Raw genomic sequence first — 22,668 nt, forward strand, 5'->3', positions numbered from 1 at the left:
CCTGTGCCGGGTGAACGGGCAGCCCGCCGAGGGGGTGCCCGTTCGCGACAGAGGCCTGGCCTATGGTGACGGGCTTTTCGAGACCATACGTGTCCAGGCCGGGCAGCCGAAGCTGTTCGAGCGCCATCTGCAACGTCTGGAGCACGGGGTGGGGCGCCTGCGTATCCCTTGTGATCTGGATCGGTTGGCGCTGGAGGTTCGCCTGTTCGCGGCCGAGCTTGGCGAGGGTGTCGCCAAGCTGATCGTTACCCGCGGCATTGGTGAGCGCGGTTACGCGCCGAACGCCGGGGCGGAGCCGACGCGGATCCTGCTGGGTTCGGCATCGCCTGGCTATCCCGCGCATTATGCGCAGGACGGCATCGGCCTGTACCCCTGCGCGACCCGCCTGGCAGAGCAGCCGCTGCTCGCCGGTCTGAAACATCTGAACCGTCTCGAACAGGTAATGGCCAGGGCCGAATGGACCGATCCTGCATACGCCGAAGGCTTGATGCGCGACCTGGGCGGCAGGGTCATCGAAGGGGTTTTCAGCAATCTGTTTCTGGTTTGCGAGGGGCGCCTGCTCACGGCTGATCTGTCGCGCTGCGGCGTCGCCGGCGTGATGCGCGCGCACATTATCGAGCATGCCGCTCCTGCACTTGGCCTTCCGCCGGAGATTCGCGACCTCGACTATGAGGAACTGCTCGCGGCTGACGAAGTGTTTATGTGCAACAGCCTCTACGGTATCTGGCCAGTTCATTCGCTCGATGCGCGTCGCTGGTCGCCCGGAGCGGTGACTCGTAAACTGCAGGCCGTTCTCGCTGAATCAACGAGTGGCACGTGATACGCAAGATTTCTCTTTCTCTCCTGGGCATGGCTGTGCTGGCCGGACTTGTGCTCGGTTTTGCACTGTGGAAGCAGCATGCCGCGCTGGAGCAACCGCTCGCGCTGGATGAAGCCGTTTTGCTCGAGGTGCAGCCTGGCGATACGCCGGGCGGGCTGTTTCTACAGCTGGAAAACGAAGGGCTCCTGGGCGACGCCTTCTGGTTGCGAATTTACTGGCGGCTCAATCTGTCCGGCCAGACCCTGCACAGCGGCGAATACCAGCTGACGCCGGGCATGAGCGTGCGGGACATGCTCATGCTGTGGCGCAAAGGGGAGGTGGTGCAATACAGCCTTACGCTCGTCGAGGGCTGGAATTTCCGCCAGCTGCTGGCCGCATTGCGGGCGCAAACGAAGCTGGAGCAGTCGCTCGCGGGCTTGGACGAGCGCGAGATCATGGCCAGACTCGGCAAGCCCGATCTGCATCCCGAGGGACAGTTCTTTCCCGATACCTACAACTACACCCGCGGTACCAGCGATCTGGACCTGCTCAAGCGTGCTGCGGCGCGCCTGGAGAGTGTGTTGCAGGAAGAATGGGAGCAGCGCGCCGAGGGCCTTCCCTACAAGGATGCCTACCAGGCGCTGGTGATGGCTTCGATCATCGAGAAGGAAACCGGCGTGCCACACGAGCGCGGCGAGATAGCCGGTGTGTTCGTGCGCCGACTGGAGCGCGGCATGCTGCTGCAGACCGACCCCACCGTGATCTACGGCATGGGCGACAGCTATCGCGGTCGCATCACACGCAAGGACCTGCGCACCCCCACGCCCTATAACACCTACACCACTTCAGGTCTGCCGCCCACGCCGATCGCGATGGTCGGTCGCGAGGCCATTCATGCCGCCTTGCATCCGGCACCCGGCAAGACGCTCTATTTCGTGGCGCGCGGTGATGGTAGCCACGTGTTCAGCGAAACCTTGAACGAGCACAACCGTGCGGTGCGCCAGTACCAGCTGAACCGTCGCGCCGATTATCGATCCAGCCCGGCTCCGAAACCGGCTCCGGCAGCCAGCGGAGAAGCCCAATGAGCGGCCTTTTCATCACCCTCGAGGGCCCGGAAGGCGCCGGCAAGAGCACCAACCGCGACTACCTGGCGGCGTTGCTCCGCGAGCACGGCGTAGACGTGGTGCTGACCCGCGAACCGGGTGGCACTCCGCTGGCCGAACGCATCCGCGAACTGCTGCTGGCACCGGCGGACGAGCCGATGGCCAGCGATACCGAGCTGCTGCTGGTCTTCGCGGCCCGCGCCCAGCATCTGCAGCAGGTCGTGCGCCCAGCCCTGACACGCGGCGCAGTGGTGCTCTGTGATCGCTTCACCGACGCGACCTACGCCTATCAGGGCGGCGGTCGCGGGGTGCCGGCCGAACGGATCGCATTGCTGGAAGACTTCGTACAAGGCGCGCTGCGTCCCGATCTCACCCTGGTGTTCGACCTGCCGGTCGAGGACGGGCTGGCGCGTGCCGCTGCACGGGGCCGCCTGGATCGCTTCGAGCAGGAACGCCTGGAGTTTTTCGAGGCGGTGCGCAGTACCTACCTGCAGCGCGCCGCTCAGTCTCCCGAACGGTATCGCGTGCTCGATGCCGCACAGCCGCTCGATGCGGTGCAGCAGAGGATCGCCGGGCTGCTGCCGCAGCTTCTGGAGCGTATCCATGGCTGAGGCGCTGCCCTGGCAGGAGCGGGTCTGGCAGCAGCTGGCCAGCCGCGAGCACCACGCCCATGCCTACTTGCTGCATGGGCCGGCCGGCATCGGCAAGCGGCTTTTCGCCGAGCGCCTGATGGCGCGGTTGCTCTGCCAGGCAGCGCACGCCGGAGATGCCTGCGGGCGCTGCAAGAGCTGCCAGCTGCTGGCGGCACAGACGCATCCGGATCATTTCGTGCTCGAGCCCGAGGAGGCCGACAAGGCCATTCGGGTCGACCAGGTCCGCGAACTGGTTGGCTTCGTCACGCAGACCGCGCAGCTCGGCGGGCGCAAGGTGGTGCTGCTCGAACCGGCCGAGGCGATGAACCTGAATGCGGCCAATGCGCTGCTCAAGAGTCTGGAAGAGCCCTCCGGCGACACCGTGCTGCTGCTGATCAGCCACCAGCCCAGCCGGCTGTTGCCGACCATCAAGAGCCGTTGCGTGCAACAGGCCTGCCCGCTGCCGAGTACGCAAGAGAGCCTCGAGTGGCTCGCTGCGCGGCTCCCCGACCTGTCGCCGGAGGTCCGCCAGGATCTGCTCGCCCTGGCGGGCCATTCTCCGCTCAGGGCCGCGCGGCTGCATGCGCAGGGTGCGCTGGAGCAGCGCGCCCTGATCGTCGAAGGCGTGAAGAAGTTGCTCAAGCAGCAACAGGCGCCGAGCCAGTTGGCCGAAAGCTGGAACGCCGTGCCGCTGCCGCTGCTGTTCGACTGGTTCTGCGAGTGGGCGCACCTGTTGCTGCGTTATCAGATGACCGGCGATGAAGCGGCGCTGGGCGCGGCCGATATGCAGAAGGTGTTGCAGTATCTGGCCGGCAAGTCGTCGCGCCCGGCCGTGCTCGGCATGCAAAGCTGGCTGCTCGAACAGCGCCAGAAGGTGCTCGGCAAGGCCAACCTCAACCGTGTCTTGCTTCTCGAAGCACTGCTGGTCCAGTGGGCAAGCCTGCCGGGCAGCAGATAGAATCGACCGTCAACGCTGCAAGGGAGCACCGCATGAGCCTGCCTGCCAATCTTGGCCCGCGAAATGGAATCCTCTCGCTGACGATCAAGGACAAGTCGGTGCTTTATGCCGCCTACATGCCGTTCATCAAGCATGGCGGCCTGTTCATCCCCACCAACAAGAGCTACAAGCTCGGTGACGAAGTGTTCATGCTGCTCAACCTGATGGACGAGCCGGAGAAGATTCCGGTCGCCGGGAAGGTTGTATGGATCACGCCGAAGGGCGCGCAGGGCAACCGGGCCGCTGGCATCGGTGTGCAGTTCAACGAGGGTGACGCCACCGCGCGCAACAAGATAGAGACCTACCTGGCCGGCGCACTCAAATCCGATCGTCCGACCCACACCATGTAGAGGCTCGCCATTGGCGCCGCCTGCCTTACAATCGCCGCTTTTCGTCGAACAGCGGTGTTTCAATGCTCGTAGATTCCCATTGCCACCTCGATAGACTCGACCTGGCGCAGCATGACGGCTCGCTCGATGCCGCCCTGCAGGCGGCGCGCGACCGTGGCGTCGGGCATTTTCTCTGTATCGGCGTCAGCGCCGACAATGCCGCCGCGGTCAAGGCGATCGCCGAGCGCTACGCTGATGTCGACTGCTCCGTAGGTATTCACCCGCTGGATCTGCAAGCCGACCAACAGCCGGCGCTCGACTGGCTGCTCGCCGAACTGGCGCACCCGCGTGTGGTGGCGATCGGCGAGACCGGGCTGGACTATCACTACGAACCGGATGCTGCGCCACGCCAGCGCGAAGCCTTTCGCCTGCATCTCGAGGCAGCGCGCCGGACCGGCAAGCCGGTCATCGTGCACACCCGGGAAGCGCGCGCCGATACCTTGGAATTGCTGCGCGAAGCCGCCTTGCCCCAGGCCGGCGTGCTGCACTGTTTCACCGAGGATTGGGACATGGCGCATGCGGCGCTCGATCTCGGGTTCTACATTTCGCTGTCGGGCATCGTGACCTTTCGCAATGCCGATGCGTTGCGCGAGGTGGCGCGCCGGGTGCCTGCCGACCGCCTGCTGGTGGAAACCGACTCGCCTTATCTGGCGCCGGTGCCGCACCGTGGCAAGGCCAACCTGCCGCAGTATGTCTACGAGGTCGCGCGCTTTCTGGCTGAGCTGCGCGGCGAGGATTTCGAGGCGTTCGCCGGGCAGACGACACAGAATTTCAAGCGTCTGTTTCCGTTGGCGCGTCTCGAGCCGCCGCGGCACTGACGCCGGCCAGGCGACTGGGCCTGCACCCGCGGAAAACCGGGCGGCTGGGTCGCAGCTGGCGTTTTACCTGCGCGGCGGGTGATGACGTACAATGCCGCCGCTTCGCCTGGCCGGGTCCAGGCTCGCACGGCATCGGCCGCAAGCCCCTGTCATTTCTCCGCCGCCGCACTGGCGCGGCGATGTCTTCCCGTCACGGATAACGCAAGGTGACGTCCATGAACCGCGACACCCTACACGCCGGCCCGCTTCAGCGCGGGCTGAAGAACCGGCATATCCAGCTCATCGCGCTGGGCGGAGCCATCGGCACCGGGCTTTTCCTCGGCTCCGCCGGCGTGCTGCGCAGCGCCGGACCGTCGATGATCCTCGGCTACGCGATCGGCGGCCTGATTGCCTTTCTGATCATGCGCCAGCTGGGCGAAATGATCGTCGAGGAGCCGGTTGCCGGTTCCTTCAGCCACTTCGCCCATCAGTACTGGGGGCCGTTCGCCGGCTTCCTGTCAGGCTGGAACTACTGGGTGCTCTATGTGCTGGTCGGCATGGCCGAGCTGACGGCCGTCGGCAAGTACGTACAGTTCTGGTGGCCCGAGATCCCGACCTGGGTCACGGCGGCTGCGTTCTTCGTGCTGATCAACCTGATCAATCTCACCAACGTCAAGGCCTTCGGCGAAGCCGAGTTCTGGTTCGCCATCGTCAAGGTGGTGGCGATCATCGGCATGATCCTGCTCGGCCTGTTCCTGCTCTTCAGCGGCCAGGGCGGCGAGCAGGCCAGCATCACCAACCTCTGGAGCCACGGCGGGTTCTTTCCCAACGGCATCGAAGGCCTGGTGATGGCGCTGGCGATCATCATGTTCTCGTTTGGCGGTCTGGAATTGGTGGGGATCACCGCGGCGGAAGCCGCCGATCCGAAGACGGTCATTCCCAAGGCGATCAATCAGGTCGTCTACCGCATCCTGATCTTCTACATCGGTGCGCTGACGGTGCTGCTGGCGCTCTATCCCTGGGACAGCCTGCTGGAAACCCTCGGCTCGGCCGCCGACCCCTACAGCGGCAGCCCCTTCGTGCAGATCTTCTCGCTGATCGGCAGCGACACTGCAGCGCATCTGCTGAACTTCGTGGTGCTGACGGCCGCTCTTTCGGTCTACAACAGTGGCGTCTACTGCAACAGCCGCATGCTCTACGGTCTGGCGGAGCAGGGCGATGCGCCGCGTGCGCTGCTCAAGGTCAACCGCCGCGGCGTACCGGTGCTGGCCATCGGAGTGTCGGCACTGGTGACCCTCGCCTGCGTGCTGGTCAACTACCTGGTGCCGCAGAATGCCCTGGAGCTGCTGATGTCCCTCGTGGTCGCGGCATTGGTGATCAACTGGGCAATGATCAGCCTGGCCCATCTGAAATTCCGCAAGGCCATGCAACAACGCGGCGTGGAGCCAAGCTTCAAGGCCTTCTGGTATCCGCTGAGCAACTACCTGTGCCTGGCTTTCGTCGCCGCCATTCTGGTCATCATGCTGTGGATTCCCGGCATCCGCATGTCGGTCTATGCGATCCCGTTCTGGGTGCTCCTGCTCTGGATGGTATTCCGCGTGCGCCAGGTGCGCGCGGCCTGAAGCGCGGGCGCCTGGCGGACAGGTGACAAGCCGGCCGGCGTATCGCAGGATGGCGCTCTGCCTCGCATCGGCCGCCGACAGGATGGCCGATGCGCCATCCCTGTCGGAGAGTCCGCATGCGTGTCTTCTGGGTCCTTGTTCTGCTGGCCGGCTGGATCAGCCAGGCCGGCGCCGATGAAGCGAAACAGCTGATCGAGTCGATCAACCTCTACCGCAGCGAACCGCAACGCTGTGGCGAACGCTCCAGCGAGGAACTCCCGCCGCTGAGCGAGGACACCCGGCTGGCGCTGCCGGTTGAGGCGCCGGGCGACCTGCAGGAGCTGCTCGGGCGCGCGGGCTACCCCATGGTCAATGTCCAGGCGATCAGCCTGTCGGGCCCGCGCGACGCCCAATCGGCCATGCGTGCGCTGCGTGAGAGCTTCTGCAAGGTCCTGCTCGACCCGCAGTTCGTCGATATCGGCGTGAGTCGGCTTCAGCGCGACTGGCGCATCACCCTGGCGCGCCCGCTGCTCGATGGGCATCTGGGTGATTCCGCAGCCGAAGGGCGCAAGATGCTCGAACTTCTCAACCAGGCCCGCTCCAGCGCGCGCCAGTGTGGCGACCAGCGCTTTGCCCCGACGTCGGCGCTCGCCTGGAACGGCAGTTTGGCCGAGGCGGCCGGCGGCCATAGCCGGGCGATGGCCAATGACAATTTCTTCAGCCACCTGGGCCAGGACGGCCGCACGCCCGGCGATCGCGCCGAACTGGCCGGCTATGAGGGGCGCCAGGTAGGGGAAAACATCGCGGCCGGGCAGGGCGATGCACGCAAGGTGGTCGATGGCTGGCTGGCCAGCCCCGGCCATTGCGCCAACCTGATGAACCCGCAGTTCCGCGATTTCGGTGGCGCCTATGCGGTTGATCCGCAAAGCGACGCGAACATCTACTGGACGGGCCTGTTCGGCGCCCCATGATCCGGCGGCCCGAACCGGTGCGCCTGGCCGGGCTCCAACGTCCAGGGCCGCACGTCGCGGCCGCCGCCGGGAGAAGCACATGACCGATCCAAAGCACCCGCTCGAAGATGGCCTGACGCCAAAGGACTACGACGAATACGGCGACGTACCCGATTCAGCGGAAAACGCCGACGAAGACAAGCCTGATGTGCCTGACAGCCCTGGCGAAAGCCCGCTGGGCTGACGGCCTCGCGCTGCACGGGCTTCCCCCGGCAGGCGCGACCGGGCATGCTTGCCGCCCGCGCGAGGTCGCGCGGGCGTGACAGAGCAGGTGGACGATGAGAAAGAAAAAACCGCTGGACCCGGTCCGGCAGGCACAGAAGAACCGTGCGCACCGTATCGGCTGGCTGATCGCCCTGGTCGGCATCCTCTGTGGTTTCGCGCTGCTCGCGCTCGACCCGGCGCGAGGGCTCTAGGCAGCCGGCGGGCAACGCGTCGTGCCGCTCAGCCCTGGCCAAGCGTGACGGGCTGAGCGCGCAGCTCTTGCCGCGCATGGCGGATGATCTGCACGGCAGCACTGATCGAGAGCAGGGCCATCAGGGCGGCGACGATCAGGTCCGGCCAGCCGGAACCCGTACCGAACACACCCAGCGCCGCGAGCATCACTGCGAGGTTGCCCAGCGCGTCGTTGCGGCTGCACAGCCAGACGCTGCGCATGTTGCTGTCGCCCTCGCGATAGGCATAGAGCAGGGTGGCGACCAGCAGGTTGGCCAGCAGTGCGATGACGCCCACCACGCCCATGGTGGGGGCATCCGGCACGCTGCCGTCGACGAAGTTGGCGACCGCCATGCTCAGAATGAACACCCCGAAACTGCCCATGGTCACTGCCTTGGCCAACGAGGCCTTGGCGCGCATCGCCACGCCCAGGCCCAGTACCCAGAGGCTGACGCCGTAGTTGGCCGCATCGCCGAAGAAGTCCAGCGAGTCGGAAAGCAACGACACCGAGCCGGCATGCAGGCCCGCGCCGATCTCGACGAGAAACATGCCCAGGTTGATCGCCAGGGCGACCCACAGGATGCGCCGATAGCGGGCGCTCGTTGCGCCGCTGGTGTTGCTATGACTGCACGAACATCCGCTCATGTGGTGGCTCCAGATTACTGACCGGAGTTACGCTAAACCCTGTAGCCGCTACAGGGTCAAGCCATGCCATTGACGATTGGAAAGCTGAGCCAGCACACCGGGGTGAACGTCGAGACCATCCGTTATTACGAGCGCATAGGCCTGCTTGCACCGGCGGCGCGTACCGGATCCGGCTATCGCAGCTACCCCGATGAAGCCATTGGCCGCCTGCGTTTCATCAAGCGTGGCCGCGAGCTGGGTTTTTCGCTGGAAGAAATCCGCACCTTGGCCGGGCTGGCGGAGAACCCCAGCCAACCCTGTGCCGAAGTCGACCGGCTGGTGCAGCATCACCTCGCTGAAGTCCGCCAGCGTATCGCCGACCTGCAGCGGTTGGAGGCCGAGCTGGCGCAGCTGGCCGGCTGTCACCGGAGTTCCGTGCGCGAGTGCCGCATCGTCGAGGCGTTGAGTGCGCCGGGGCAAAACTGAGCTATACGTTGATCGAACACTGGTTCGATAATCGGTCGACTTCAGCAGGGAGCTTCACATGAGCGAGCACACACCAAGCAATCCACCCCTGGCTCGTCCGATCATCGCCTCGCCGGCCCGGCGAATCGAGGCGTTCACCGGCGATCCCGACTTCATGACCTCGCTGGCCCGTGGCCTGGCGGTGATCCATGCGTTCCAGGAGCGCAAGCGGCAACTGACCATCGCGCAGATCAGCCACCGCACCGAAATTCCCCGCGCCGCCGTACGGCGCTGCCTGCTCACGCTGATGAAACTGGGTTACGTGGCCACGGACGGTCGAACCTGGTCCCTGCTGCCCAAGGTCCTCACCCTCGGCCATGCCTACCTGTCTTCGACGCCCTTGGCGGTGACGGCCCAGCCGATCCTGGATCGCCTCAGCGATCAGCTGCACGAGGCCTGCTCGATGGCCACGCTCGAGGGTGACGAGGTGCTCTATCTGGCACGTTCGGCCACGCCGCAGCGGCTGATTTCGGTGGATCTGTCGGTGGGCAGCCGGCTGCCGGCCTATTGCACTTCGATGGGGCGGGTCCTGTTGGCCGGCCTGAGCGATGCGGCATTGGAAGACTACTTGGCGCGGGCCGATCTTCAGATCAAGACCAGCCGCACCCTGCACACGCCCGAGGCGCTGCGCGAGAACATCGCTGAAATCCGCCGCCAGGGCTGGGTGATCGTCGATCAGGAGCTCGAGACCGGGCTGCGCTCGCTGGCGGTGCCGCTGCACGATTCGGCCGGCCAGGTACTCGCCGCGCTGAATGTCGGAACCCACGTCAGCCGGGTGTCGCGCAAGGAGCTGGAAACGCGGTTTTTGCCGGTGCTCTTGCAGGCGAGCGAAGAGCTTAGCACCCGCCTGTTCCACTGATTTGCGCAAAACGTACGGGAATATCTGTTCGATAATCGAACGGTATGACCGATTACCGTATTGTTCGCCTGCGCCGTCTCTCGTTACCGTTTGGTCCACGCACCAAACCACGCGAGACCTCCCATGGCTGAATTGCTCACGCTCTCCGAGGCGATCCGTCGCTTCATCGGCGATGGCGACACCGTCGCCCTCGAAGGCTTTACCCACCTGATCCCTACCGCGGCCGCGCACGAAATCGTGCGCCAGGCGAAAAAAGACCTGACCCTGGTGCGCATGACGCCCGACCTGGTCTACGACCTGCTGATCGGCGCCGGTTGCGCGAAGAAGCTGATCTTCTCCTGGGGCGGCAACCCCGGCGTCGGCTCGCTGCACCGCCTGCGCGATGCGGTGGAGAAGCAGTGGCCGCAACCGCTGGAGATCGAGGAGCACAGCCACGCCGACCTGGCCAATGCCTACGTCGCCGGCGCCTCGGGCCTGCCGTTCGCCGTGCTGCGCGCCTATGCCGGCTCCGACCTGCCAAAGGTCAACCCGCTGATCAGGTCGGTCACCTGTCCGTTCAGCGGCGAAGTACTGGCCGCCGTGCCCAGCGTGCGCCCGGACGTCACCGTGATCCACGCGCAAAAGGCCGACCGCCAGGGCAACGTGCTGATCCAGGGCATTCTCGGGGTACAGAAGGAAGCCGCCCTGGCCGCCAAGCGCTGCATCGTCACCGTCGAGGAAATCGTCGACGACCTGAATGCGCCGATGAACGCCTGCGTGCTGCCGACCTGGGCGTTGACCGCGGTCTGCGTGGTGCCGGGCGGCGCGCATCCGTCCTATGCCCACGGCTACTACGAGCGCGACAACCGCTTCTACCAGGCCTGGGATCCGATCGCCCGCGACCGCGAGGCGTTCAACGCCTGGATCGACAGCTACATTCGCGGCACGGCCGATTTCGCCGAGTTCCAGCAAAAGCTCGCAGGGGAGGCCAACTGATGAGCGCCTACAGCACCAATGAAATGATGACCGTCGCCGCCGCCCGCCGCCTGGGCAATGGCAGCGTCTGCTTCGTCGGCATCGGCCTGCCTTCGAAGGCCGCCAACCTGGCGCGCCTGACCCACGCGCCGGAAGTCGTGCTGATCTACGAATCCGGCCCGATCGGCGCCAAGCCTTCGGTGCTGCCGTTGTCGATCGGCGACGGCGAGCTGGCCGAGACCGCCGATACCGTGGTGCCCACCGGCGAGATCTTTCGCTACTGGCTGCAGGGTGGGCGCATCGACGTGGGCTTTCTCGGCGCCGCCCAGGTGGACAAGTACGGCAACATCAACACTACCGTGATCGGCGACTACCACCAGCCGAAGGTGCGCCTGCCGGGCGCCGGTGGCGCACCGGAGATCGCCGGCAGCGCCAAGGAGGTGCTGATCATCCTCAAGCAGTCGCACCGTACCTTCGTCGACCGGCTGGCGTTCGTCACCTCGGTCGGTTTCGGCGAGGGCGGCGAACATCGCAAGCAGCTCGGTCTGCCCGGCAAGGGGCCGGTGGCGATCATCACCGACCTGTGCATCATGGAGCCCGAGCCCGGCACCCACGAGTTCATCGTCACCGCGCTGCACCCGGGGGTGAGCCGCGAGCAGGTGATCGAGAACACCGGCTGGCCGATCCGTTTTGCCGAAGAGCTGGCCACCACCGAGGCGCCGCGCGCCGAAGAACTCACGGCGCTGCGTGCCCTCGAAGCCCGCACGGCCGCCGCACATGGTCAGCCGGGAGGAGAAGAGTGATGCGTGAGGTATTCATCTGCGATGCGGTGCGCACGCCTATTGGCCGTTTTGGCGGCGCCCTGGCCGGCGTACGTGCCGACGACCTGGCTGCCGTGCCGCTGAAGGCGCTGCTCGAGCGCAACCCGGGGCTCGACCCGGCGGCGATCGACGAGGTGTTCATGGGTTGCGCCAACCAGGCCGGCGAGGATAACCGCAACGTCGCGCGCATGGCCGCGCTGCTCGCCGGTTTGCCGGAGACGGTGCCCGGCGTGACCCTGAACCGGCTGTGCGCCTCGGGCATGGACGCGGTAGGCACGGCCTTTCGCGCCATCGCCTGCGGTGAAATGGAGCTGGCCATCGCCGGCGGCGTGGAATCCATGTCCCGCGCGCCCTATGTGATGGGCAAGGCCGACACGGCGTTCTGCCGCAGCCAGAAGCTCGAGGACACCACCATCGGCTGGCGCTTCATCAATCCGAAGATGAAGGACATGTACGGCGTGGATGCCATGCCGCAGACCGCCGATAACGTCGCGGACGACTGGCAGGTCAGCCGCGCCGATCAGGACGCTTTCGCTCTGCGCAGCCAGCAGCGCACCGCCCAAGCGCAACGAGCCGGTTACTTCGCCGAGGAGATCGTCCCGGTGGTAATCAGAGGCAAGAAGGGCGAAACGGTCGTCGACACCGATGAGCATCCGCGCGCCGATACCAGCGCCGAAGCGCTGGCCAAGCTCAGGCCGGTCAACGGTGAGGCCAAGACCGTCACTGCCGGCAACGCCTCGGGCGTCAACGACGGCGCGGCGGCGATGATCCTGGCCAGCGCCGACGCGGTGAAGCGGTACGGGCTCACGCCGCGCGCCCGGGTGCTCGGCATGGCCAGTGCCGGCGTTGCGCCGCGGGTGATGGGCGTCGGCCCGGTACCGGCCGTGCGCCGCCTGTGCGAGCGGCTGAGCCTGGCCGTCGAGGACTTCGACGTGGTCGAACTCAACGAGGCCTTCGCCGCTCAGGCACTCGCCGTCACGCGCGATCTCGGCCTGCCCGATGACAGCCCCAGGGTGAACCCCAATGGCGGCGCCATCGCCCTCGGCCATCCGCTGGGCATGAGCGGTGCGCGCCTGGTGCTGACGACGGTGCATCAGCTGGAACGCAGCGGCGGCCGCTTCGGCCTTGCGACCATGTGCGTCGGCGTCGGGCAGGGCCTGGCGCTGGCGCTGGAACGCGTGTCCGGCCCGCTGGCGTGACCCCCAACTAGACTGTGACGGTCTGCGCCGGTCCCGTGGCCGGCGCACCGACCAAGCCAACCCTGATTGAAGCGAGAGCCACGATGCCGACAGTGCAACTAAACGATATCCACCTGAATTACCGTCTCGATGGCCGCGAGGATGCCCCGGTGCTGGTGCTGTCCAACTCGCTGGGCACCGACCTGCACATGTGGGACGCACAGGTCCCCGCGTTGGCCGAGCACTTTCGCGTGCTGCGCTACGACACCCGCGGCCACGGCGGCTCGGGCGTCACGCCGGGCCCCTACAGCATCGAACAGCTCGGCCGCGACGTGCTGGGGCTGCTCGATGCACTGGGTATCGAGACATTTGCCTTCTGCGGCTTGTCCATGGGCGGGCTGATCGGCCAGTGGCTGGGTATCCATGCCGGTGAGCGTCTGCAGCGCCTGGTGATTTGCAACACCGCGGCGAAGATCGGCGAGGCGGAGGGCTGGAACCAGCGCATCGAGAGCGTCCTGGCTGGCGGTGCGCAGGCGATGGCGGCGATGCGCGACGCGGCCATGGGTCGCTGGTTCACCGACGCCTTCCGAGAACGCGCCGCGGCAGAGGCCTCGCGCATCGCCGACATGGTCGCCAGCACCTCGCCGGAGGGCTATGCCGCCAACTGCGCCGCGGTGCGCGATGCCGATTTCCGTGGCCTGCTCGGTGCCATCGCCCGGCCGACGCTGATCGTTTGCGGCGAAAGGGATGCGGTGACCACCCCGGAGGACGGGCGCTTCATGCAGGCACGCATCGCCGGCGCGCAGCTGGTCGTGTTCGAGGCTGCGCACCTGTCCAACGTCGAAGCCGCCGAGCGCTTTACGGCGCAGGTCCTGGGCTTTCTGCGCGGCTGACGGAACGGTCCGGTATCGCTGTTTCGTAATAGTTTGTAATCCGATGCTGTTCGACTATCGACCAGATTCGGCTGCAGGCAGTCGCCAGCAGGCCCCGCGCGGTGTCTACTAACCAGGCAATCAGCGTGCTCCGGAGCGCCGCAGGGAAGCTCCGGAACCATTACAAAAATAATCAGGTGCCACCGATGGACAGTCTGCTGAAACTCAAGAGCAGGATTTTCGATCATGCCGACCCGCATGCGGTTTCCGACTACGTGAACGAGCATGTCGGCCCGCATTGCATCCGCCTCAGTGCCAAGACGCGGCCGGAAGCGAGCCTGAGCCATCGCAAGTTCGGCCGCATCGACCTGTGTCAGATCAGCTATGGCGGGCGCGTGCAGGTCACCTCGCCGGCGCTGGAGAACCTCTATCACCTGCAGGTGCTGCAGCGCGGCCACTGCCTCTGGCGCGGCGGGCGCGGGCAGGAGCACGTGTTCACCCCCGGCGAGCTGCTGCTGATCAACCCCGATGACGGGGTCGACCTGACCTACTCGGACGACTGCGAGAAGCTGATCGTCAAGCTGCCCGCCGCGTTTCTCGAGCAGGCCTGCCTGGAGAACCGCTGGAAGGCTCCGCGCGAAGGCATCCGTTTCGCCGAGAGCCGCTACCGCCTGGAGCAGATCGACGGCTTCGACAGCCTGCTCGGGCTGGTCTGCCATGAGGCCGAAAGCGCCAGCAGCGTCGGCCTGGTGCAGGAGCAGTACAGCCGTATCATCGCCAGCAAGCTGCTCTGCCTGTTGACCAACAACGTCAGCCGCGAAGGCCTGGAAAGCTGCCCGACCTTCGGTCGCCTGGTCGACTACATCGAAGAACACATCAAACAGGACATCACCGTCGAGCAACTGGCGGAGCTGGCACACATGAGCCCGCGCTCGCTCTATGTGCTGTTCGAGCGCAAGGCCGGCACCACGCCGAAGTCGTTCATCCGCCAGCGCAAGCTCGAGCGCGTGCGCTGCTCGCTGAGCGACCCGGAGGGCGGCGTGCGCAACGTCACCGAGGTCGCCATGGACTACGGCTTCCTGCACCTGGGGCGCTTCTCCGAAAGCTACCGCAACGCCTTTGGCGAGCTCCCTTCGGACACCTTGCGTCGCGCGCACTGACGTATCCGTTCTCCGCTGCGTCCCCCCTGGCCGGCCACCGATGGTGCGCCGGCTTTTTTTTGCGCTGCGCTCTTTCTGCGGGCTGACCGCCCATCACGGCTGCTGTCATCGGTCTGCAAGAAACGGATGAGGGTCCTGCAGAAAGCGGATATTGGCCGCCGCACCGGCTCCCTAACCTTGGCCCCGTAGGCAACAAGAACAATGGAGCCCGGCCATGACCCTCGGATTCGACTATCTCCAGTCCTTGCTGGAAGAAGACAAGGAAAAGGGCATCTACCGCAACAAGCGCGAGATGTTCACCAACCCGCAGCTGTTCGAGCTGGAGCTGAAGTACATCTTCGAAGGCAACTGGGTATTCCTCGCCCACGAAAGCCAGATCCCGGAGAAGAACGACTACTTCACCACCAACATGGGCCGCCAGCCCATCATCATCGCGCACAACAAGGAGGGTGAGCTCAACGCGTTCATCAACGCCTGCAGCCACAAAGGCGCGGTGCTGTGCCGCTTCAAGAGCGGCAACAAGTCCAGCTACACCTGCCCGTTCCACGGCTGGACCTTCAACAACTCCGGCAAGCTGCTCAAGGTCAAGGATCCGAAGGAGGCCGGCTACCCGTCGAGCTTCAACTGCGACGGTTCCCACGACCTGAAAAAGGTCGCGCGCTTCGAGTCCTACCGCGGCTTCCTGTTCGGCAGCCTGAACCCCGACGTGCAGCCGCTCGAAGACTTCCTCGGCGAGGCGCGGAAGATCATCGACATGGTGGTCGACCAGTCGCCGGATGGCCTGGAAGTGCTGCGCGGCTCGTCCAGCTATGTCTACGAGGGCAACTGGAAGCTGACCGCCGAGAACGGCGCCGACGGTTACCACGTCACCGCCGTGCACTGGAACTACGCGGCTACCCAGCAGCAGCGCAAGCTCAAGGAAGCCGGCGACGACATCCGTGCCATGAGCGCCGGCGGCTGGGGCAAGAAGGGCGGCGGCTTCTATTCCTTCGAGAACGGCCACCTGCTGCTCTGGACCCGCTGGGACAACCCCGAGGATCGCCCGCTGTTCAACCAGCGTGAGCGCCTGGTCGCCGAATTCGGCGAGGCGCGTGCCGACTGGATGATCGGCCACTCGCGCAACCTCTGCCTGTACCCGAACCTGTACCTGATGGACCAGTTCGGCTCGCAGCTGCGCATCGCCCGGCCGATCTCGGTCGACCGGACCGAAGTCACCATCTACTGCATCGCCCCCAAGGGTGAAAGTGCCGAGGCGCGTGCCCGGCGCATCCGCCAGTACGAGGACTTCTTCAACGTCAGCGGGATGGCCACGCCGGACGACCTGGAAGAATTCCGCGCCTGCCAGGCCGGCTACCAGGGCCGCGCGATGGAGTGGAACGACATGTCGCGCGGCGCCGAACACTGGATCGAAGGCCCGGATGAAGCCGCCGTGCAGATCGACCTCAAGCCGGCGCTCAGCGGCGTGCGCACCGAAGACGAAGGCCTGTTCGTACGCCAACACGAGTACTGGCAGCAGCAGATGGTCAAGGCGCTGGAGCGCGAAGCCGATCAGCTGATTCACGTGGAGGGCGCGTAAATGACCGTCTCCTACGAAGCCGTGCGCGATTTCCTCTACCGCGAGGCGCGCTACCTCGACGACAAGGACTGGGACAGCTGGCTGGAGCAGTACGCACCGGATGCGACCTTCTGGATGCCGGCCTGGGACGATCGCGACCGCCTGACCGAAAACCCGCAGACCGAGATCTCGCTGATCTGGTATGGCAACCGCGGCGGCCTGGAAGACCGGGTGTTCCGCATCCGCACCGAGCGCTCCAGCGCGACCATCCCGGACACGCGGACCTCGCACAACATCAGCAACATCGAGCTGGTGGAGCAGGGCGAGGGCTACTGCAAGGTGCGCTTCAACTGGCACACCCTGAGCTTCCGCTACAAGACGGTCGACCAGTTCTACGGCACCAGCTTCTACACGCTGGACACCCGTGGCGAGAACCTGCTGATCAAGGCCAAGAAGGTCGTGCTGAAGAACGACTACGTGCGCCAGATCATCGACGTCTACCACATCTGAACCACGACCCTGGCGCTGGCCCGGGCCGTGAGGCCCGCCCCCCGCCTGGTCCCCGACCCGTGCAAGCGAGGTGCAGCATGACGCATACCATCGCGTTGAACTTCGAAGACGGCGTGACCCGTTTCATCGACATCAACCCCGGTGAGACGGTGGCCGACGCCTCCTATCGCCAGGGCATCAACATCCCGCTGGACTGCCGCGACGGTGCCTGCGGCGCGTGCAAGTGCCAGGCCGAGTCCGGCCTCTACGACCTCGGCGAGGAGTTCATCGAGGACGCGCTGAGTGACGACGAAGTCGCCCAAGGCTACGTGCTGACCTGCCAGATGCGCGTGGAGAGCGACTGCGTGGTCCGCGTGCCGGCGTCCTCGGCGGTCTGCAAGGCGCCGCAGGGCAGCTACGAGGCGGCGATCAGCGAGGTGCGCCAGCTTTCGGAAAGCACCATCGCGCTGTCGATCCGCGGCGAATCGCTGAGCCGGCTGGCCTTTCTGCCCGGCCAGTACGTCAACCTCAAGGTGCCTGGCACGGAGCAGACCCGCGCCTATTCCTTCAGCTCGCTGCAGAAGGGCGGGCAGGTGAGCTTTCTGATCCGCAACGTGCCCGGCGGGCTGATGAGCTCCTTCCTCAGCAGCCTGGCCAAGGCCGGCGACAGCCTCGAACTGACCGGGCCGCTGGGCAGCTTCTACCTGCGCAAGATCAGGCGCCCGCTGCTGCTGCTGGCCGGCGGCACCGGCCTGGCGCCGTTCACCGCCATGCTCGAAAAGATCGCCGACGAAGGCAGCGAGCACCCGGTGCACCTGGTCTACGGCGTGACCCACGACCACGACCTGGTGGAGATGGAGCGCTTGGCCGACTTCGCCGCGCGCATCCCCAACTTCACCTTCAGCGCCTGCGTGGCCAGCCCGGACAGCGCCTACCCGCAGAAGGGCTACGTCACCCAGCACATCGAGCCGACGCACCTCAACGATGGCGAAGTCGACATCTACCTCTGCGGGCCGCCGCCGATGGTCGAGGCGGTCAGCCAGTTCATCCGCGAGCAGGGCATCGAGCCGGCCAATTTCTACTACGAGAAGTTCGCCGCCAGCGCATAAGGGCATGAACCGCACGGACTGGCAGGCGCGGGCTTGCCCGCGAAAAAGGGATCGGCACCGGTGCTTGGATCACCGCACCGAAAACTTCGCGAGCAGGCTCGCTCCCACAGGGGTTTGTGCATCGCTTCGAGCATCGAGGGAAGGTAGATGAACACACGTTTCCACAACAAGGTTGCCGTGGTCACCGGTGCCGCCCAGGGCATCGGCCGGCGGGTCGCCGAGCGGCTGCTGGCCGAGGGCGCGAAGGTCGTCGCGGTGGACCGCTCCGAGTTGGTCTACGAACTGGCCGGGCCTGATGCGGTGCTCTGTCTGACCGCCGATCTGGAGCAGTACGGCGACTGCCGGCAGGTCATGCGTGCCGCGGTCGAGCGCTTCGGTCGGCTCGACATTCTGATCAACAACGTCGGCGGCACCATCTGGGCCAAGCCGTTCGAGCACTACCGCGAGCAGGAGATCGAAGCCGAAGTGCGGCGCTCGCTGTTTCCCACCCTGTGGTGCTGCAACGCCGCGCTGCCGCAGATGCTCGAGCAGGGCAGCGGTGCCATCGTCAACGTTTCCTCCATCGCCACGCGCAGCGTCAACCGCGTGCCCTACGGCGCGGCCAAGGGCGGCGTCAACGCGCTGACCGCCTGCCTGGCGTTCGAGACCGCGCAGCGCGGTGTGCGGGTCAACGCCACGGCGCCGGGCGGCACCGAGGCGCCGCCGCGGCGCATCCCGCGCAACGCCGGCGAGCAGAGCGAACAGGAGAAGGGCTGGTACCAGCAGATCGTCGACCAGACGATCGACAGCAGCCTGATGAAGCGCTACGGCACGCTCGACGAGCAGGTCGGCGCGATCCTCTTTCTCGCCTCGGACGAGGCCTCCTACATCACCGGCGTGACCCTGCCGGTAGGCGGCGGGGACCTCGGCTGAGGCCGGCTCCGCCCGCAGACGATTCAGAACAACAACAAAAGAGAGTCAAGCCATGCGTACGATCGAGACAAACCAGATCATCGACAACGCGCGCTTCAGCCGCTTTCACTGGATGGTGATGGCGCTGTGCGCACTGCTACTGATCTTCGACGGTTACGACCTGTTCATCTACGGCGTGGTCCTGCTGGTGCTGATGCAGGAGTGGGGGCTGACGCCGATGCAGGCCGGCGCGCTGGGCAGCTATGCGCTGTTCGGCATGATGTTCGGCGCGCTGGGCTTCGGCACCCTGGCCGACCGCATCGGCCGCAAGAAGGGCATCGCCATCTGCTTCGCGCTGTTCAGCTCGGCGACCATTCTCAACGGCTTCGCCAGCAGCCCGACCGAATTCGGCATTTTCCGCTTCATCGCCGGGCTCGGCTGCGGTGGGCTTATGCCCAACGCCGTGGCGCTGATGAACGAGTACGCGCCCAAGCGCCTGCGCAGCACGCTGGTGGCGGTGATGTTCAGCGGCTATTCGATCGGCGGCATGCTCTCGGCGGGCGTCGGCATCTACATGCTGCCGCGCTTCGGCTGGGAATCGATGTTCTTCGCCGCCGCGGTGCCACTGCTGCTGTTGCCGGTGATCCTCTATTACCTGCCCGAGTCGGTCGGCTTTCTGGTGCGCCAGGGGCGCCAGGCCGAAGCGCGCGAGCTGCTCAAGCGGGTCGACCCGACGGCCGGACTGCCGGCCGATGCGGCACTGGAAGTCGCCGACGTCAAGGGCGCCAGCGTCTCGGTGCTGGCCCTGTTCAAGGAAGGCCGCACGGTGCGCACGCTGTCGATCTGGGTGGCGTTCTTCTGCTGCCTGCTGATGGTCTACGCACTCAGCTCCTGGCTGCCCAAGCTCATGGCCGGCGCCGGCTACAGCCTGGGTTCGAGTCTCTCGTTCCTGCTCGCACTGAACTTCGGCGGCATGGCCGGGGCGATCGTCGGTGGCTGGCTGGGCGATCGCTTCAACCTGGTCAAGGTGATGATCGGCTTCTTCGTCGCGGCGGCCGTGTCGATCAGCCTGCTCGGTTTCAAGAGCCCGACGCCGCTGCTCTATGGGCTGATCTTCATCGCCGGCGCCACCACCATCGGCACGCAGATCCTGCTCTACGCCTGCGCGGCGCAGTTCTACGGCCTGTCGATCCGCTCCACGGGGCTGGGTTGGGCCTCCGGTATCGGCCGCAACGGCGCCATCGTCGGCCCGCTGCTGGGCGGTGCGCTGATGGCCGTGAACCTGCCGCTGCAATTGAACTTCATGGCCTTCGCCATCCCCGGTGCGATCGCTGCGCTGGCGATGACGGTGTTCGCCCTGAGCCGCCCGCGGCAAGCGGTGACGGGCGCGGCGCTGGCCGGCGCCAAGGCCTGATTTGACTTTTCTCAACGGATACGGACATGCACGACATCCAGATCGAAAGCATCCAGGCGGTCATCGTCGACCTGCCGACCATCCGCCCGCACAAGCTGGCCATGCACACCATGCAGAACCAGACGCTGGTGGTGATCCGCCTGCGCTGCTCCGACGGCATCGAAGGCCTCGGCGAGTCCACCACCATCGGTGGGCTCGCCTACGGCAACGAAAGCCCGGAGAGCATCAAGCAGAACATCGACAGCCACCTGGCGCCGCTGCTGGTCGGCCAGGACGCCACCAACGTCAACGCCGCGATGCTGCGTCTGGACAAGGCGGCCAAGGGCAACACCTTCGCCAAGTCCGGCCTGGAAAGCGCGCTGCTCGATGCCCAGGGCAAGCGCCTCGGGCTGCCGGTCAGCGAGCTGCTCGGCGGGCGTGTGCGCGACGGGCTGGAAGTGGCCTGGACGCTGGCTTCCGGCGATACCGCCCGCGATATCGCCGAAGCCGAACAGATGCTCGATCTGCGTCGTCATCGGCTGTTCAAGCTGAAGATCGGTGCCAACGAGGTGGCCCATGACCTCCAGCACGTGGTCGCCATCAAGCGAGCTCTTGGTGAGCGCGCCAGCGTGCGTGTCGACGTCAACCAGGGCTGGGACGAGTCCCAGGCGATCCGCGCCTGCCAGGTGCTCGGCGGCAACGGCATCGACCTGATCGAGCAGCCGATTTCGCGTATCAACCGTGCCGGCCAGGTGCGCCTGAACCAGCGCAGCCCGGCGCCGATCATGGCCGACGAATCCATCGAGAGCGTCGAGGATGCCTTCAGCCTGGCGGCCGACGGCGCGGCCAGCGTGTTCGCCCTGAAGATAGCCAAGAACGGCGGCCCGCGGGCCGTGCTGCGCACCGCGCAGATCGCCGAGGCCGCCGGCATCGCGCTCTACGGCGGGACCATGCTCGAGGGCGCGATCGGCACCCTGGCGTCGGCGCACGCCTTCATCACCCTGCGCCAGCTGACCTGGGGCACCGAACTGTTCGGCCCGCTGCTGCTGACCGAAGAGATCGTCACCGAGCCGCCGGTCTACCGCGACTTCCAGCTGCAGGTCCCGCGTACGCCGGGCCTGGGCCTGACCCTGGACGAAGAGCGCCTCAAGCGCTTCGCCCGCTCGTGATTCCGAGGAGGACCTTGCGATGTTGTTCCACGTAAAGATGACCGTAAAGCTGCCGCACGACATGCCTGCCGAGCGCGCCGCGCAGCTCAAGGCCGACGAGAAGGAACTGGCCCAGCGCCTGATGCGCGAGGGCACCTGGCGCCACCTGTGGCGCATCGCCGGCCAGTACGCCAACTACAGCGTGTTCGACGTCCAGAGCGTCGAGGCGCTGCATGACACCCTCATGCAGCTGCCGCTGTTCCCCTACATGGACATCGAGGTGACCGGCCTGTGTCGCCACCCTTCGTCCATTCATGCCGATGACCGCTGATCACCGCGCCCCGCACCTCACAAGAACAATTCGAGGAAACGAAAATGACCGTGAAAATCTCCCAGACCGCGCAAGTTCAGGACTTCTTCAAGGAGGTCAGCGGCTACAACAACGACAGCGGCGATTCCCGCGTCAAGCAGCTGATACTGCGCATCGTCAATGACGTAGCGAGGATCATCGAGGACCTCGAAGTGACCCAGGACGAGTTCTGGCTGGCGGTGGACTACCTCAACCGCCTGGGTGGTCGCCACGAAGCCGGCCTGCTGGTTGCCGGCCTCGGCCTGGAGCACTTCCTCGACCTGCTGCAGGACGCCAAGGACGAGCAGATCGGCCTCACCGGTGGCACCCCGCGCACCATCGAAGGCCCCCTCTACGTCGCCGGCGCGCCGATCTGCCAGGGCGAGGCGCGGATGGACGACGGCAGCGAGCTGGACGAAGCCACCGTTATGTTCCTCCAGGGCCGCGTGCTGGACGCCGAGGGCAACCCGGTCGCCGGGGCCACCGTCGACCTGTGGCACGCCAACACCAAGGGCAACTACTCGTACTTCGACAAGAGCCAGCCCGACTTCAACCTGCGTCGGCGCATCGTCACCGACGCCGACGGTCGCTACCGCGCGCGCAGCATCGTGCCCTGCGGCTACGGGTGCGACCCGCAAGGCCCGACCCAGGAATGCCTCGACCTGCTCGGCCGGCATGGCCAGCGCCCGGCGCATATCCACTTCTTCGTTTCCGCCCCCGGCTATCGCCTGCTGACCACGCAGATCAACCTGGCTGGCGACCAGTACCTGTGGGATGACTTCGCCTACGCCACCCGCGACGGCCTGGTCGGCGACATTCGTTTCATCGACGACGCCGAGCAGGCGCAGGCGCGCGGCGTCGCGGGGCGCTTCGCCGAGCTGGACTTCGACTTCCAGCTGCAGGCCGCGCCGAGCCCGACCGCGGAACAGCGCAGCAAGCGCCCGCGTGCACTGCAGGAGGCCTGAGCGAACCCGGCCG

26 protein-coding genes are annotated in these 22,668 nt (G+C 66.0%); 25 read left to right on the forward strand and 1 reads right to left on the reverse strand.

Annotated elements, in window-relative coordinates; genetic code table 11:
• The first annotated feature begins 1 nt into the window (after window position 1).
• From pabC to AC0KXH_RS07190, 10 genes are all read left to right on the forward strand, one after another.
• A complete protein-coding gene (pabC, locus tag AC0KXH_RS07145; protein ID WP_488224595.1) occupies window positions 2–820 on the forward strand; it encodes an aminodeoxychorismate lyase in 819 nt (272 codons plus the stop codon).
• Entirely contained in the window at window positions 817–1,884 is a 1,068-nt protein-coding gene (gene mltG, locus AC0KXH_RS07150; protein WP_488224408.1) for an endolytic transglycosylase MltG, read from the forward strand. Before pabC ends, mltG begins: the two co-directional genes overlap by 4 nt.
• Window positions 1,881–2,513 (forward strand): dTMP kinase, encoded by a 633-nt coding sequence (gene tmk / locus AC0KXH_RS07155; RefSeq protein ID WP_488224409.1) that lies wholly within the window; start codon window positions 1,881–1,883, stop codon window positions 2,511–2,513. The genes mltG and tmk overlap by 4 nt, the downstream gene beginning before the upstream one ends.
• Window positions 2,506–3,492 carry a DNA polymerase III subunit delta' gene (locus AC0KXH_RS07160; RefSeq protein WP_041106076.1) on the forward strand — a complete coding sequence of 329 codons (987 nt, stop codon included), beginning with the start codon at window positions 2,506–2,508 and terminating at the stop codon, window positions 3,490–3,492. The genes tmk and AC0KXH_RS07160 overlap by 8 nt, the downstream gene beginning before the upstream one ends.
• A 32-nt stretch (window positions 3,493–3,524) precedes the next feature.
• Window positions 3,525–3,881 carry a PilZ domain-containing protein gene (locus AC0KXH_RS07165; RefSeq protein WP_041106075.1) on the forward strand — a complete coding sequence of 119 codons (357 nt, stop codon included), beginning with the start codon at window positions 3,525–3,527 and terminating at the stop codon, window positions 3,879–3,881.
• A 62-nt stretch (window positions 3,882–3,943) separates the two neighbouring features.
• Window positions 3,944–4,738 carry a TatD family hydrolase gene (locus AC0KXH_RS07170; protein ID WP_041106074.1) on the forward strand — a complete coding sequence of 265 codons (795 nt, stop codon included), beginning with the start codon at window positions 3,944–3,946 and terminating at the stop codon, window positions 4,736–4,738.
• A 215-nt stretch (window positions 4,739–4,953) separates the two neighbouring features.
• The gene (locus AC0KXH_RS07175) at window positions 4,954–6,339 is read left to right on the forward strand and encodes an amino acid permease (protein ID WP_043219419.1); all 1,386 of its coding nucleotides are present in this window, start codon (window positions 4,954–4,956) and stop codon (window positions 6,337–6,339) included.
• A gap of 116 nt (window positions 6,340–6,455) precedes the next feature.
• Complete coding sequence (locus tag AC0KXH_RS07180; protein ID WP_488224410.1) at window positions 6,456–7,289, forward strand: CAP domain-containing protein; 834 nt, start codon at window positions 6,456–6,458, stop codon at window positions 7,287–7,289.
• Between the two features lie 79 nt (window positions 7,290–7,368).
• On the forward strand, window positions 7,369–7,512 hold the full coding sequence (locus AC0KXH_RS07185) for a hypothetical protein (protein ID WP_167650308.1): 144 nt from the start codon (window positions 7,369–7,371) through the stop codon (window positions 7,510–7,512).
• Window positions 7,513–7,606: 94 nt separating this feature from the next.
• On the forward strand, window positions 7,607–7,744 hold the full coding sequence (locus tag AC0KXH_RS07190) for a hypothetical protein (RefSeq protein ID WP_488224411.1): 138 nt from the start codon (window positions 7,607–7,609) through the stop codon (window positions 7,742–7,744).
• A 28-nt stretch (window positions 7,745–7,772) separates the two neighbouring features.
• Here AC0KXH_RS07190 and AC0KXH_RS07195 read toward each other — a convergent pair whose 3' ends face one another.
• Entirely contained in the window at window positions 7,773–8,408 is a 636-nt protein-coding gene (locus AC0KXH_RS07195) for a cation efflux transmembrane domain-containing protein (protein WP_488224412.1), read from the reverse strand.
• A gap of 63 nt (window positions 8,409–8,471) precedes the next feature.
• Between AC0KXH_RS07195 and AC0KXH_RS07200 the strand changes: the two genes are divergently transcribed.
• The 15 genes from AC0KXH_RS07200 (at window position 8,472) to catA (ending at window position 22,655) form a co-directional block, all read left to right on the forward strand.
• Entirely contained in the window at window positions 8,472–8,873 is a 402-nt protein-coding gene (locus AC0KXH_RS07200) for a MerR family transcriptional regulator (protein WP_041106068.1), read from the forward strand.
• Between the two features lie 58 nt (window positions 8,874–8,931).
• Window positions 8,932–9,771, forward strand: coding sequence for an IclR family transcriptional regulator (locus tag AC0KXH_RS07205; RefSeq protein ID WP_041106067.1), 840 nt, complete (start codon window positions 8,932–8,934; stop codon window positions 9,769–9,771).
• Window positions 9,772–9,894: 123 nt separating this feature from the next.
• Entirely contained in the window at window positions 9,895–10,746 is an 852-nt protein-coding gene (locus AC0KXH_RS07210; protein ID WP_437270593.1) for a CoA transferase subunit A, read from the forward strand.
• Complete coding sequence (locus tag AC0KXH_RS07215; protein WP_165563657.1) at window positions 10,746–11,528, forward strand: CoA-transferase subunit beta; 783 nt, start codon at window positions 10,746–10,748, stop codon at window positions 11,526–11,528. The genes AC0KXH_RS07210 and AC0KXH_RS07215 overlap by 1 nt, the downstream gene beginning before the upstream one ends.
• Window positions 11,525–12,745: a 3-oxoadipyl-CoA thiolase gene (gene pcaF, locus AC0KXH_RS07220; protein WP_488224413.1), complete on the forward strand. Its 1,221-nt coding sequence runs from the start codon at window positions 11,525–11,527 to the stop codon at window positions 12,743–12,745. The genes AC0KXH_RS07215 and pcaF overlap by 4 nt, the downstream gene beginning before the upstream one ends.
• An 83-nt stretch (window positions 12,746–12,828) precedes the next feature.
• Window positions 12,829–13,617, forward strand: coding sequence for a 3-oxoadipate enol-lactonase (gene pcaD, locus AC0KXH_RS07225; RefSeq protein WP_312198877.1), 789 nt, complete (start codon window positions 12,829–12,831; stop codon window positions 13,615–13,617).
• A 185-nt stretch (window positions 13,618–13,802) separates the two neighbouring features.
• Window positions 13,803–14,756: an AraC family transcriptional regulator gene (locus AC0KXH_RS07230; protein WP_200292902.1), complete on the forward strand. Its 954-nt coding sequence runs from the start codon at window positions 13,803–13,805 to the stop codon at window positions 14,754–14,756.
• Window positions 14,757–14,970: 214 nt separating this feature from the next.
• The gene (gene benA / locus AC0KXH_RS07235) at window positions 14,971–16,332 is read left to right on the forward strand and encodes a benzoate 1,2-dioxygenase large subunit (protein WP_488224414.1); all 1,362 of its coding nucleotides are present in this window, start codon (window positions 14,971–14,973) and stop codon (window positions 16,330–16,332) included.
• Window positions 16,333–16,821 carry a benzoate 1,2-dioxygenase small subunit gene (benB, locus tag AC0KXH_RS07240; RefSeq protein WP_061340683.1) on the forward strand — a complete coding sequence of 163 codons (489 nt, stop codon included), beginning with the start codon at window positions 16,333–16,335 and terminating at the stop codon, window positions 16,819–16,821.
• A 77-nt stretch (window positions 16,822–16,898) separates the two neighbouring features.
• Window positions 16,899–17,909, forward strand: coding sequence for a benzoate 1,2-dioxygenase electron transfer component BenC (gene benC, locus AC0KXH_RS07245; RefSeq protein ID WP_488224415.1), 1,011 nt, complete (start codon window positions 16,899–16,901; stop codon window positions 17,907–17,909).
• 147 nt (window positions 17,910–18,056) lie between these two features.
• A complete protein-coding gene (locus AC0KXH_RS07250) occupies window positions 18,057–18,821 on the forward strand; it encodes a 1,6-dihydroxycyclohexa-2,4-diene-1-carboxylate dehydrogenase (RefSeq protein WP_488224416.1) in 765 nt (254 codons plus the stop codon).
• Between the two features lie 52 nt (window positions 18,822–18,873).
• On the forward strand, window positions 18,874–20,214 hold the full coding sequence (locus tag AC0KXH_RS07255; protein WP_488224417.1) for an MFS transporter: 1,341 nt from the start codon (window positions 18,874–18,876) through the stop codon (window positions 20,212–20,214).
• 26 nt (window positions 20,215–20,240) lie between these two features.
• A complete protein-coding gene (locus AC0KXH_RS07260; RefSeq protein ID WP_488224418.1) occupies window positions 20,241–21,362 on the forward strand; it encodes a muconate cycloisomerase family protein in 1,122 nt (373 codons plus the stop codon).
• Window positions 21,363–21,381: 19 nt separating this feature from the next.
• A complete protein-coding gene (gene catC / locus AC0KXH_RS07265) occupies window positions 21,382–21,672 on the forward strand; it encodes a muconolactone Delta-isomerase (RefSeq protein WP_061338458.1) in 291 nt (96 codons plus the stop codon).
• Window positions 21,673–21,716: 44 nt separating this feature from the next.
• Window positions 21,717–22,655 (forward strand): catechol 1,2-dioxygenase, encoded by a 939-nt coding sequence (gene catA, locus AC0KXH_RS07270; RefSeq protein WP_488224419.1) that lies wholly within the window; start codon window positions 21,717–21,719, stop codon window positions 22,653–22,655.
• Window positions 22,656–22,668: the final 13 nt, after the last annotated feature.

The organism is Stutzerimonas sp. CXK-1 (assembly GCF_057738225.1).